Origin of the sequence: Caulobacter sp. CCG-8 (assembly GCF_037402475.1) — a bacterium.
Taxonomy (GTDB): domain Bacteria; phylum Pseudomonadota; class Alphaproteobacteria; order Caulobacterales; family Caulobacteraceae; genus Caulobacter.
Genome location: NZ_JBBEUD010000010.1, coordinates 128,646 through 142,116 on the forward strand (window position 1 = coordinate 128,646; position 13,471 = coordinate 142,116).

Genomic DNA, 13,471 nt, shown 5'->3' on the forward strand with positions numbered 1-13,471 from the left:
GCACAAGGCCCGGGATGACGACAACAGGGGATGAAACCCCAAGGCCGCTAAACCTGCATTCGTCCTACCGCAGCGCCGCAACCTTGCCGCCGCCGACCATGGCGCCCTGGGTCGCGGGCGGGCCCTCGGTGCTCAGGTGGGGCTCCGGATTCCAGTCCAGGGTGAAGTCCGGCGACTGGGTGATGTACTTCAGCGACGACGACCCGTCGCCCCGCTCGTTCGACGGGATCGTCTGGATCGTCAGCACGGCCCCCGTGAAGGTCAGGTCGTAGTTCGCCGACAGGGCCAGCGTGCCGCGGGTGATCCCGTAGCCGCCGGGCGTTTCGCCGGCGTCGCGCGCCAGGGCGCCGGTGAAGGCGTCGCCCGCCACCAGCGAGCCCGCCGTGACCTGGTAGGTCAGGGCCGGATCGGGCTGGCCGAACTGCTTGGACAGGGCGTCGGCCGACACCGCCACCGAGCGGCGCAGGATGTCCAGTCGGCCGGTCCCCGAGACGAAGGCGTAGTTGGAGTCGGAAGACAGGGCGGCCAGGTTCGCGGTCAGGACGTAGGTCCCGGCGTTCTTGCTGGTGGCGCCCACCACCAGCGGGGCGCCGGACCATGTGACGGCGTCGGCCGCCAGGTCGCCGTTGACCAGGCCGGTGATGCCCGTCGAGATCGTCGGGATCGTGCCGTCATAGGTCATGGTCAGGCTGTTGGGCGTCACCGTCAGGGTCGGCTGGTAGGCGTAGACGAGGCGGTTGCCGGCGTTGGGCGTCACGGCGAACCGTTCGTTGAAGAAGTCGTACGCCGAACCGTAGAAGCTCTTTCCGGACAGGCCGTTGAAGCTGTTGCCCGCCGTCGAGCCCTGGGCGTTGCCGACCGCCTGGGTGTAGATCAGCCAGCGCCCGGCGGCGTTGCCCGCGGTCACCGCGTCGGCCCCCCGGGCGTTGGTGAACACCCCGTCGGACACCAGGGTCACGGCGTCGCCCGTCCCGTCGCCCCGGACCGTGCCGCCGGCGGCGAGGGTCATGCCGCCGTGCGAGGTGAGGGCCACGCGCCCGGTGCTGAACACGGCCCCGGTCACGGTCAGGGACCGGCCCTCGACCAGCCTCAGCACGCCGCCGCCGGTGTTGTTGAAGTCGCCCAGCTCGGCCACCTGGTTGAAGGCGCCGAGGTCGGCGCCGCCCACCGACGAGCCCTTCAGGGTCTTGGCGGTGATCGTGCCGGTCGAGACCTGGCCGATCGCGCCGTCCGACCGCAGGTCCACCGTCTGGCCCAGGGCGTTGACCGGGCCGTAGATGTCGTAGGCGGTGGCGGCGTGGAAGGCGAAGCCGCCCGACGCGACATTGACCGCGCCGAGGTAGTCGATCCGGTTGTCGCCCAGCAGGACGACGCCGGTTCCCGCCGTGACGTTCAGCGCGTTGGCGTCGAAGTTGCCCTGCTGGGTGATGTCGGTCGCCGCGTTCAGGGTCAGGTCGCCGCCGACATTGATCCAGTAGGGGGTGACGGTGTCGCCGAAGCGCAGGCCGCCCGCGGTCGAGGTCACCGCCAGGTCGCCGCCGACATCGGCCCAGACCAGCCGCGTCTCGCCGCCGCCGGTCACCTGGGCGTCGTCGCCCGCCGTCAGTTGCTCGAGGGTCAGAGGGCCGTTGGCGACCTTGACGGTCGCGCCTCGCGCCGCGTCGACCGTCGTCAGGTTCGCGCCGGTGATGTGGTCCAGATTGACGTCGACCCGGCCCGTCGCGCCGGTGACGTCGACCGTGGTCGCGCCGGTCGAGGTGACGAGGTTGGCGGCCGTGATCGCGCCCGGCGTCGCGGCCCCCAAGACGGCGTCGCCGTCGTAGGCCTTGACGATCACCTGCATGGGGCCCGCGCCGTTCATGATCGCCCCGCCCAGGCGGGCCGTGCCGAAGTCCGTGGCCCAGACCCGGGCGGTCGTCCCGGCCTGGATCAGGTCCACGTCGATGCCGCCGTCGATGCTGGTCGCCCCGACGAACTGCGGCCCGGTCAGCGTGCCCAGGTGTCCGCTGCCGACCTCGGCATAGATGTTGCCCGTGTCCACGGTGATGTCGCCGCCGTTGACGACGCCGTTCACGAACAGCTGGACGGCGCCGCCGTAGTGCAGGGTCTTGCCGGTGAAGTCGAAACCGCCGACCCGGTCGTTGATGGCCCAGGTGCCGAGCATGGACCCCTGCGGCGTCAGGGCGGCGTTGGCGAAATCGCCGCCGCGCAGATTGTAGTTCCCCCAGACGTCGAGGCTGGTGGCGACGTTCACCAGGCCGTTTCCGCCCTCCAGGGTCACGAGGCCGTCGCTCGCGACCGTGTCGAGGGCGATGCCTTCACCCGTCACGACCACCCGGCCGTCGTTCAAGCCGCTGCTCGCGCTCAGCTGCGCCGCGCCGGTCACCGCGCCGTCCGAGGCCAGGATGGTCAGCCAGTGGTCGGCATGGATGGCGGCGGTCCCCAGGTCCAGGTCGCCCAGCCTGTCGGTGATGCTGACGTCGTGGATGAGGCCGCTGGACAGGGTCGGGGTCAGCGCGTCGCCCAGGAAGTCGTGCGCGGCGATCGTGTAGTCGCCGCCGCTGATGGTGGTGAGACCGGTCTCCAGCGTGCCGTCCGCGGCGTCGAGGCTGACGTTGTAGCCGAGCACCTGGTCGATCTTCAGGTCGCCGCTGGTCAGGACCACCGTCGCGGCGCCCGTGGGGCTGGCGGAGACCAGGGCGATCGGGTTGCTGAGCGCATTGACGTTGACCACGGCGTCGCCGCCGTCGGAGACGACCTGCAGTCCGTCCGGAAGCGGTCCACAGCCGCAGCCCGCGCCCGAATTGGCGGCGGTGAACGCGTAGTTGTCGGTGACGATCGAGTTCCGGTCGTCGGCGCCGAAGGTCGCCTTGCCCGTGCCCGACGCGTAGACCAGGATGCCGTCTGTCGCCTCCGCGCCCCGCAGCGTCGCGTCGCCGCCGGCCTGCACGACGACCACGCCGTCGACGCCGGTGGCGCTGGCGCGGTTGACCAGGACGTCGCCGACCAGCGCCTGCGCCGCGACGCCCAGGTCGTCGCCCCGCGCGTCGTCGATGAAGATGTCGCCGTTGAACGCGACCGCCTGGACCAGGACGCCGGCCTGGGCCGACTGGATGTCGACATTGCCGTCGTAGGCCGCCACGTTGATCTGGCCGTCGGCCTGCAGCGACCCGACGTCGACCGTGCCGCCGATGACCGTCAGGTCATCGCCGCTGGAGATCTCGATGGCGGCCGTGCCGTCGATCAGGCCGTTGGCGCCGATCTGCACCGGGCCGTCGCCGTGGACCGTGCCCTCGATCGTCACCGTGTCGCCGCCCAGGTTCACCTCGTCGTCGCTGGTGACGGCGCTGGTCGAGGTCAGGTGCAGCAGGCCGTCGCCCTCGATATCGACCAGGCCGGCGCCGTGCACCGCGCCGGTGATGGTCAGGTCGTCGCCGCCGGCGCTGTAGAGCTCCACGTCGCCGTTGTTCGCCGTGGCCGAACCGACGGTCAGGGCGCCGTCCAGTGCCTCGACATAGATGTTGTTGCTGTTGGCCGTGATCGTCCCGAACGCGGCCGGGCCGGTGTTGATCGTCACATCGACGCCTTCGCCTTCCAGCGAGGTGATCGCCTCGCTGGTGTCGAGATAGGCGTGCGCGTCGCCGGTCGTCGACCGGATGGTGGCCGCGCCCGTGCTTCCGCCCGTGCGGCTGAACACGTTGTCGGTGGTGATGCTGGTGTAGTCGTCGGCGCCGAGGATGGCGTCGCCGGCGGCGACGAGGCTGAGGTCATGGCCGGCGCCCGAGCCGGTCAGCACGGCCTTGCGCAGGATCGCGCGACCCCCGATCGACCCGATCTCGATATCGCCGCCCGCCGTGGCCGAGGCCACGTCGATGTCGCCGTCCCCGAAGATGCCGACGCGGCCGCCCGCGACGACGTCGCCCACCGTGATCGTCCCGCCGACGTCCAACGAGAACATGTCGCCGGCGTGCAACGTCCCGCCGGAGTGGGTGAGGTCGCCGCTGGAGACGAAGAGGAGGACGCTTCCCGCCGAGTCGATGTCGTTGCTGACGTCGAAACCGTCGGCGTCGCGGATCGTGACCGCGCCGCTGGTGGTGTTGTTCACGACACCCAGGCTGGTGAAGGTGTTTTCCTGGTTCAGCGTGACGCCGGTCGCCGCCGTGACGTTCAGGACATCGGCCGAGATCACGCCGGCCGACTGGCTGATGGCGCCGTTGTCGGAGATCAGCGACACGTCCCCGCCCGAGGTGATGTTGCCGGTCAGGGTGAAGTTGTTGACGTCGCGATAGGTGAAGCTGCCCGTGCCGCTGTTGCTGGCCCCCAGGCTGGTGATGTTGTTGATCTGGCCCAGGGTGACGCCGGTCGCCCCGTTCAGGGTCAGGGTGGCGGCGGCGACCGAGCCGCCGCTCTCGGTGATCGCGCCGGCGGTCGAGGTGAACGAGGCCGTGTTGTTCGCGGAATAGAGGCCGCTGAGGTCGAAGCTGCCCGCCCCGCTGATCGTCAGGTTGCGGCTGCCGAAGGCCCCGGCCACGGTCGCGGTGGTCCCCGCCTGGATCGTCGTGTCTCCTGCAGTGACGCCGCCGCCACGGCTTTCGGCGGACAGCACGTTGACCGAGCCGTTTGTCGAGCGCACCAGCACGTGGCCGTCGTCGCTGCCCCCCGAGTATCCGCCCCACAGGTTGGCGTTGCCGGCCAGGACGTTGCCGCTGGTGGTGGTGATCTCGAGATCGTCGCCGGCGATGGCGTAGGTGGTGACGGTGGCGTTGCCGGTCGTGGCGGTGACGAAGAGGTCGCGCCCGGACTGGCCGGTCGTCAGGCTGGCGCTGGCGCCGCTGACCGTCAGGTCGCGGCTGGAGTCGCCCGAGCCGAGCGTCCCGGCGGAGGCGGCCGCCGCCTGGATGGTGATGTCGCCGGCCTGCGTGCCGGTCCCCTGGGTGACGGCCGAGCCGACATTGACCGCGCCGGTGGTCGAGCTGGCCAGGACGTGGGCGTCGTCGGCGGCGCCGACGCCCGTGGACTTCAGGGTGGCGCCGGAGGCCAGGACGGCGCCGCCGGCCGCCGTGATCTCGACATCGTCCCCGGCCGTGGCCGCCGTCGTGACGGTCGCCGTGCCGCTGGTGGCGGTGACGGCGATGTCGCGCGCGGCCGTGCCGTTGGCCAGGCTGGAGGTCGCGCCGGCGACCTTGATGTCGCGGGTGGAGTCGGCCGTGCCGAGGGTCGCGGTGGTCGCGGCCTGGATGGTGATATCGCCGGCCTGCGCGCCCGTGCCCTGGGTCAGCAGGGTGTTGCCGGCGTTGGCGAAGCCGGTGTCGGAGCGCACCAGGATGTGGGCGTCGTCGGTCGCGCCGGCGCCGGTCGACTTCAGATAGGCGCCGCTCGCCGTGACGTCGCCGTCGGCGGTGATCTCGATGTCGTCGCCGGCGAAGATGCGGTTGGTGACGAAGGCCGAGGTGGTGCCGGTGATGAAGACGTCGCGCCCGGCGTCGACGGTGCTCACGAACACCTGCGGCGCGCTGAGGGTGACGTCGCGCGCCGAATTGCCCAGGGTCAGTGACGCCGAGCCGTTGCTGGTGATCAGGATGTCGCCCGAGGTCGTGGTCGTGGCCGCGCCGACCGAGGTGTTGTTGGTCGACGAGACGGTCACGCCCGTCTCGCCGGTGATCTGGGTGACCGTCGCGCCGGGGCCGCCGGCCGTGACCGAGGCCGCGCCGCTGGTGGCGGTGACCTCGCTGGCGGTGATCGAGCCCGAGGTGGTCGAAATGCCCACCGTGGCGCCTTCGGCGATGCTGACGTTCAGGGCGCCGCTGGACGCGTTGAGCAGGACGTTGCCGCTGGCGTCGATCGAGGCGCTGGTGGCCGAGCTGATCGTGGTGATCTGGATCAGGGCGTCGGTCGCGGCGCGCAGGTTGGCCAGCGGATCGGCGGCGGCGACGAAGGCCGCGTCGTTCATCCCCGTGCCGCGGCTGAACAGGAAGCCGCCGGCGGTCATGGTCGCGCCGGGCGAGACGATCACCCCCTGGGGCGAATAGAACCAGACGTTGCCGGCGGTGGCCGCCCCGACCTTGCCGGTCACGACGCTGCCGTTGTCGAACTGGATCTGGCTGGTGGTCTTGTTCAGGACGAAGTCGCTGGCGGCGTCGAACAGGAAGTTCATCGCGTCGCCGCTGCTGAGGTGCAGGTCGGCCCAGTTGATCACCGTGCGGGGCGCGTTCAGGTCGATCTGCAGGGTGATCGCGTCGGGGAAGCTGATCGTCGGCTGCGCGCCGCCGCTGGAGACCGTGATGTTGGCGGCGCTGGGAATGCCCGGCAGGGTCCCGGCCACGGCCGGCGAGGCCAGCATCGCGACGCCGCCCAGGACCGAGCCGGCCAGCGCCGAGGCGGCCAGCAGCCGGGTCCGGCGCGTGACGCGCGGGGCGGGATGGGAGACGGGGCGGATCGGGGACGGGGTCATGGGAGGACGCTCCGGAAACTTCAGCAGGCTAGAACGCGGCGGACAGCGAGATCAGGACGCGCGACGAGGGCGCGTCGCCCACGCCGTAGGGACTGTCGAAGGGCTTGGCCCAGGTCAGGTCGAAACCCACCTGGCGGGTGACCTGGGCGCGCACGCCCACGCCGGCCGAGCTCAGGTCCAGCTTGTTGGCCCCGAAGCCGATATTGGTCAGCTCGGCGGCGTCGTAGAAGGCGTAGGGCCGCCAGGCGGACTTGCCGTTGTTCAGGGGCAGGGCGACGGTGGTGACCTCGAACGTGGCCGCCACGGCGCGGTCGGCCGAGGCCATCGAGGGGTCGTAGCCCCGCCCGATCGTCAGGTTGCCGACGCCGTACTCCTCGTAGGACAGCAGCGGATCGTCGGTGTGCTGCCAGGCGACCTTCAGCTTGCCGACCAGAGGTCCGGCGGCGCCGCCGATCTCGCCCTCGGCGCGGAACACCGTGGCGTCCGGCTTGGCCAGGAAGCGCGAGGCGTTCAGGTCGCCGTAGCGGCTGGCGCCCAGGTTGTGGATGCCCTGGCGGACCTCGATCACGCCGGTCATGGCCACCGAGTTGGCCGCCAGGCTGGCGGGGGCGTAGTGGCCGTCCAGGCGGGCGAAGAACACCCGCAGGCTGTCGTCGGTCAGCACGGCCACGCCGCCGCCGAACTCGACCTTCTGGTCGATCCAGTCCAGGCCGAACCCGATGTTGAGGTTACGGAGGCGGTGGCGCACCAGCGGATAGGTCAGGCGGATGCTGCCCGCGAAGGACTCGCCCTCCAGGTCCAGCGGCTTGAGCACGTCGCCCGGCTTGGTCCAGCCCCACGAGCCCGAGAGGTCGACCGACAGGCCATCGCCGCCGACATAGAAGCGCTCGACCGCCTGCAGGACCTGCTGCTCGTCGCTGGACAGGGTGCCGTAGGCCAGGATCGAGGTCCGCTCGCCCAGCGACGTGAAGCTGTTCAGGTCCAGCCGCGCCAGGGTCAGGTCGCGGCCGACGGTCTTGGAGCCGTAGTTCTGGGCCACCACCGCGCCGTCGACGGCGTCGCGCGTGATGGCGATGTCCAGGTCCAGCGCGCCGTCGCCCTGGGGCGAGGGCCGCAGCGCCGACTGGAGGCGCACGCCGGGCACGTCGGAGGCCAGCAGCAGGTAGCGCTGGGCGACGTCCAGGTCGAACGGCGCCAGGCCGCGCAGATGGTCGAGGAAGCGCACGACCTGCTTCTGGGCCGGGCCGGCGTCGCCGTGATAGGTCACCGACGCGATCCGCGCCTCGACCACGGTCAGGACCAGCTTGCCGTCGGCGATCTTCTGCTGGGGAATGACCACGGAGGCCAGCACGCCTCGGCGCAGGTACAGCGACGCGGCCCGGTCACGGATGTCGCAGACCACGCTCAGCGGCGCCTCGCGGCCGACGAACTCGGCATAGGTCGAGGCCAGGGCCTGATCGGAGATCGCCAAGGCTCCCGAGGTCGCGCCGTGGAACTCCACCGCCTTCAGGGTGACCTTGATGGGGCTGTCGCGGAAGGCGCAGGGGCCGGCCTCGACGCCCTTGAACAGGCTGCCGCGCGGCGCGGCCGCGATCGGCGCGGCCCGGGCCGGGTCCAGTTCCTGGCGGGAGGGCAGGGCCAGTTGCGCCTTCGCGGGGGAGGCGGCGAACAGGGCGGCGCCCAGGCACGCCATTGCGCTCGCGCCCGCGATCGCGCGGCGCATTCCGATGAGAATCTGCAACCCCACCCCTCCAACCACCGGTTGTGGTCCCGCCCTAACTCGGTGAAAGTATGACCCAAAACTTAACCGGATAACAGTGATCGCCGACCTGTAGGTTTTTTGACCAGCCGTTTCAACCCTGGGCGGGCGCCTTTCAACCGCCCGGGGGCGGCGGGTCGCGACGGCGGCCGGCGGCCCGGCGGATGGCCCCGGTGGATGGCCAAGGGGGCTTGGTAGTTCACCTGATATCGGGCGCCGGGACGCCCGGCTTAGCCTTGCCGGGACTTTCGGCGAGGTTGATGCAATGTCCGAACCGGCTGCCGTCAGCCGTCCCGCTGACAACACCAAGCCCCCGGCGCCCAAGCCCCCCGCGCCCAAGCCGCCGCCGCCGCGCAAGTCGCGGAAGACGCTGCTGATCGGCGTCGCCGCCCTGGTGGTGATCGGGGCGGGGGTGGGCGCCTATGTCTGGCTGACGCGGCCGGACCTGCCGCCCGGGTTCGCCGGCGGCAACGGCCGGTTGGAAGCCAACGAGATCTACGTCGCCACCAAGTATCCCGGCCGGATCAAGGAGGTGCTGGTCGACGAGGGCGCCACCGTCGAGGCCGGCCAGGTCGTGGCCCGGATGGACACCTCGGCCCTGGAGGCCCAGCTGCGCCAGGCCGAGGCCGAGATCTCCGCCGCCGAGGACGCCCGCCGCGTGGCCCTGGCCCAGGTGGCCGTCCGGCGCGCCGAATACGCCTTCGCCGCCCTGCAGAACAGGCGGTCCAAGGCGCTGGTCCAGACCGGCGCGGTCAGCAGCCGCGAGGCCGAGACCGACACCGCCAACATGCTGTCGGGCCAGGCCCAGCTGACCGGCGCCCAGGCCGAGGTGGTGCAGGCGGGCTCGTCGATCGACGCGGCGAAGGCCACGGCCGACCGGCTGCGCGCCGAGATCGCCGACGCGGTGCTGGTCGCCCCGATCCGGGGCCGGATCGAGAGCCGCCTGGCCGAGCCGGGCGAGGTGCTGCCCGCCGGCGGCCGGGTGTTCTCGCTGCTCGATCTGGCCGACGTCTACATGTACGTCTTCCTGCCCGAGAAGGTCACCGGCAAGGTCCGGCTGGGCTCGGAGGCGCGCATCGTCCTGGACGCGGCCCAGGAATATCCGGTGCGGGCGGTGGTCTCCTACGTGTCGCCCGCCGCCCAGTTCACGCCCAAGACGGTGGAGACCGCCGAGGAGCGCCACAACCTGACCTTCCGGGTCAAGCTGCAGGTGCCCAAGGAGCGGCTGCGGCAGTACGAGCCCCTGGTGAAGTCGGGCCTGCCCGGCATGGGCTATGTGCGCTTCGACGAGAAGGCCCCCTGGCCTGACCGGCTGCAGGCGACGACCTCGCCGCCGACCAACCTCTGGCAAAGCACCGGCGCAACGGCGGGCCCCAAATGAATCCCCCGGTTCTGGAACACGTCGCCAGCATCCGGAATCTCACCCACAAGTACGGCAAGGTGACGTCGCTGGACGGGGTCAGCCTCGACATCCCGGCCCAGAAGACCATCGGCCTGATCGGTCCGGACGGGGTGGGCAAGTCGACCCTGCTGGCGATCCTGGCGGGCGTGCGCAAGATGCAGTCCGGCGAGGTCGAGGTGCTGGGCGGCGACATTGGCGACGCCGGCTTCCGTAACAGCATCGCCGCGCGGGTCGCCTACCTGCCGCAGGGCCTGGGCAAGAACCTCTACCCGACCCTGTCGATCTACGAGAACATCGACTTCTTCGGCCGCCTGTTCGGGCAGTCGGCCGAGGAGCGGGCCTGGCGCATCGACGACCTGCTCTGGAGCACCGACCTGACCTCGTTCCGCGACCGGCCGGCGGGCAAGCTGTCGGGCGGGATGAAGCAGAAGCTGGGCCTGTGCTGCTCGCTGATCCACGACCCCGACCTGCTGATCCTGGACGAGCCGACGACGGGGGTGGATCCCCTGGCGCGCCGCCAGTTCTGGGAGCTGATCGAGCGCATCCGCGGCCGCCGCCCGCAGATGAGCGTCATGGTCGCCACCGCCTACATGGACGAGGCCGAGGGCTTCGAGTGGCTGGTGGCGATGAACGCCGGCCAGGTGATGGCCACCGGCACCGCCGAGGAGCTGCGCCAGCGCACCGGCCAGGACACCCTGGAGCGGGCGTTCGTGCGCCTGCTGCCCGAGGAGCAGACGCGCGGCCACAGGGAGCCGGTGATCACCCCCTGGGTGTCGTCCGAGGGCCCGCCGGCCATCGAGTCCCACGGCCTGACCCAGAAGTTCGGGGCCTTCACCGCCGTCGACCACGTCAATTTCCGCATCGAGCAGGGCGAGATCTTCGGGTTCCTGGGCTCGAACGGCTGCGGCAAGACCACCACGATGAAGATGCTGACCGGCCTGCTGCCGCCCAGCGAGGGCGAGGCCCTGCTGTTCGGCAAGCCGGTCAAGGGCGGCGACATCGAGTCCCGCCGCCGCGTCGGCTTCATGTCGCAGGCCTTCTCGCTCTACACCGAGTTGACCGTGCGGCAGAACATGATGCTGCACGCCCACCTGTTCGACCTGCCGCCCGACAAGGGCCAGGCGCGGGTGGCCGAGCTGATCGACGATTTCGGGCTGGCGGAGGTGGCCGACACCCTGGCCGAGAGCCTGCCCCTGGGCATCCGACAGCGACTGTCGCTGGCCGTGGCGGTGCTGCACGAGCCCGAGGTGCTGATCCTGGACGAGCCGACCTCGGGCGTCGATCCGGTGGCCCGCGACGGGTTCTGGGAACTGCTGATCCGCCTGTCGCGCGAGCGGGGGGTGACGATCTTCCTGTCGACCCACTTCATGAACGAGGCCGAGCGCTGCGACCGGATGTCGATGATGCACCGGGGCAAGGTGCTGGCCCAGGGACGGCCCGCCGACCTGGTGGCCGAGCGCGGCGCGCCCAATCTGGAGCACGCGTTCATTGGCTACCTGGAGGAGGCGGCCGAGGAGCTGGGCGGGGCGGCCGACGCCTCGGCCGGCCCGGCCTCGGAGCCGCCGGCGGACATGGGCCATTCGGTCCCGCCCAAGGGCTTCAGCGTGGGCCGGGTGTGGGCCTTCGCCCGGCGCGAGGCGATCGAGCTGCAGCACGACGCCGTGCGGCTCATCTTCGCCGTCATCGGCCCGATCCTGCTGATGATCGTCTTCGGCTACGGCATCTCGCTGGACGTCGAGAAGCTGGCCTTCTCGGTCCTCGACTACGACAACACCCCGGCCAGCCGGGCCTATGCCGACACCTATCGAGGATCGATCTATTTCGACGAGAAGGCGCCGCTGTACAGTTACGCCGAGCGCGACCGGCGCCTGCGCAACGGCGAGCTGCGCTTCGCCCTGGAGATCCCGTCGGGCTTCGAGAACGACCTGCAGGCGGGCCGCCAGCCGACCGTCAACGCCCAGATCGACGCCGCCGTGCCGTTCCGCGCCGAGACGACGCGCGGCTACATCGAGTCCGCCCACAAGGCCCACGACGTCCAGGTGCGCCGGGACCGCGGCATCCCGCCCGCCCAGACGGCGGTGAAGATCAATTCCCGGGCCCTCTACAACCAGGCCTTCCTCAGCGTCTACGCCATGGTGCCCGGCGACATCATGCTGCTGATCATGCTGATCCCCAGCATGCTGACGGCCCTGGCGGTGGTGCGCGAGAAGGAGCTGGGCTCGATCGCCAACTTCTACGCCGCCCCGGCCAGCCGGACCGAGTTCCTGCTGGGCAAGCAACTGCCCTACGTGGCCGTGTCGTTGGTCCAGTTCATCACCCTGGTGGCCCTGGCGGTGTTCGTGTTCGGCGTGCCGATCAAGGGCAGCATCGGCGTGCTGGCCCTGGGCGGGGTGCTGTACGTGCTGGCCAGCACGGGCTTCGGCCTGCTGATCTCGGTGTTCGCCGCCACCCAGACCGCGGCCATCTTCGCGGCGGCCATCATCTCGATCCTGCCCGCGGTGCAGTTCTCCGGCATGTTCGTGCCGGTCTCGTCCCTGACCGGCGGGGCGGCGATCGCGGCCAAGATCTTCCCCTCGACCTACTTCCAGGCCGTCAGCGTGGGCACGTTCACCAAGGCCCTGGGCATGGCCGCCCTGTGGCCCAACGTGCTGGCGCTGGCGCTGATCGCCCTGATCTATTTCGGGCTCTCGGTCGTCCTGTTGAAGAAGCAGGAGGCCTGATGCGATGCGCGCCGTCGGCCATATCTTCCAGCTCGGCCTCAAGGAGCTGCTCAGCCTGGCCCGCGACCCGGTGCTGCTGTTCCTGATCGGCTACGTCTTCACCTTCTCGGTCTACACGCCGGCCAAGAGCGCGGTGATGGACGTGATCAACGCCTCGATCGCCATCGTCAACGAGGACGACTCCAAGGCCGCCCGCCTGGTCGGCGACGCCATGCTGCCGCCGCTGTTCCTGCCCGCCCAGGAGATCGGCTTCGGCGACATCAACCGCGTCATGGACCGGGGGACGTTCACCTTCGTGGTCGACATCCCGCCGGACTTCGAGGCGAACATCATCGACAACGACCCGCCCACCGTCCAGGTCATCACCGACGCCACGGCGATGAGCCAGGCGGGGCGCGGGCCCTCCTACATCCAGCAGATCATCGAGAGCACCGTGGCCCACCTCTGGCCCGGCCGCACCGATCCGAACAACCAGCCGCTGGTGAGCCTGGAGACCCGGGCCCGGTTCAATCCGAACATGCAGCAGAGCTGGTTCGTGGCGGTGAACCAGGTGATCAACAACATCTCGGTGCTGGCCATCTTCCTGACCGGGGCGGCGGTGCTGCGCGAGCGCGAGCACGGCAACATCGAGCACCTGCTGGTCATGCCGCTGCGGCCGTTCGAGCTGATGTTCGCCAAGATCTGGGCCAACGGCATCGTGGTGATCCTGGCCGCCATGCTCTCGCTGTTCCTGGTGGTGAAGGGCGCGATCGGGGTGCCCATCGCCACGGGCTCGATCCCGCTCTTCGCCCTGGGCCTGGGCGTGTACCTGTTCTCGGTCACGGCCCTGGGCATCATGCTGGCGACGATCGTCAACTCGATGCCGCAGTTCGGGCTGCTGGCCTTCCCCGTCTACATCGTCATGAGCCTGCTGTCGGGCGGCCAGACGCCGCTCGAGAGCATGCCGATGGTGCTGCAGAAGATCATGCAGTTCGTGCCGTCGACCCACTTCGTCGCCTTCTCGCAGGCGGTCCTGTTCCGCGACGCGACGCCGGCGATGGTCTGGCCGGCCCTCCTGAAGATGTTCCTGATCGGCGCGGCCTACAGCGTCTACACCCTGTCGCGGTTCCGGAAAATGCTGGCCGCGGTCAAGTGAGAAG

General features: G+C 70.4%; 5 protein-coding genes. 3 read left to right on the top strand and 2 right to left on the bottom strand.

The features are described from left to right. Positions 1 to 64: 64 nt before the first annotated feature. Together WAE60_RS11970 and WAE60_RS11975 are read right to left on the bottom strand one after the other, a co-directional pair. Positions 65 to 6,451 (bottom strand): MBG domain-containing protein, encoded by a 6,387-nt coding sequence (locus tag WAE60_RS11970; RefSeq protein WP_337686662.1) that lies wholly within the window; start codon positions 6,449 to 6,451, stop codon positions 65 to 67. Positions 6,452 to 6,479: 28 nt separating this feature from the next. Further along, a complete protein-coding gene (locus WAE60_RS11975; protein ID WP_337686663.1) occupies positions 6,480 to 8,144 on the bottom strand; it encodes a ShlB/FhaC/HecB family hemolysin secretion/activation protein in 1,665 nt (554 codons plus the stop codon). Positions 8,145 to 8,475: 331 nt separating this feature from the next. Between WAE60_RS11975 and WAE60_RS11980 the strand changes: the two genes are divergently transcribed. From WAE60_RS11980 to WAE60_RS11990, 3 genes are read left to right on the top strand one after another with little or no spacing between them, the layout of a single operon-like run. Then, positions 8,476 to 9,591: an HlyD family efflux transporter periplasmic adaptor subunit gene (locus WAE60_RS11980; RefSeq protein WP_337686665.1), complete on the top strand. Its 1,116-nt coding sequence runs from the start codon at positions 8,476 to 8,478 to the stop codon at positions 9,589 to 9,591. After that, on the top strand, positions 9,588 to 12,332 hold the full coding sequence (gene rbbA, locus WAE60_RS11985) for a ribosome-associated ATPase/putative transporter RbbA (protein WP_029908093.1): 2,745 nt from the start codon (positions 9,588 to 9,590) through the stop codon (positions 12,330 to 12,332). The genes WAE60_RS11980 and rbbA overlap by 4 nt, the downstream gene beginning before the upstream one ends. A 4-nt stretch (positions 12,333 to 12,336) precedes the next feature. Continuing rightward, the gene (locus WAE60_RS11990; RefSeq protein ID WP_029908091.1) at positions 12,337 to 13,467 is read left to right on the top strand and encodes an ABC transporter permease; all 1,131 of its coding nucleotides are present in this window, start codon (positions 12,337 to 12,339) and stop codon (positions 13,465 to 13,467) included. Positions 13,468 to 13,471 lie beyond the last annotated feature (4 nt).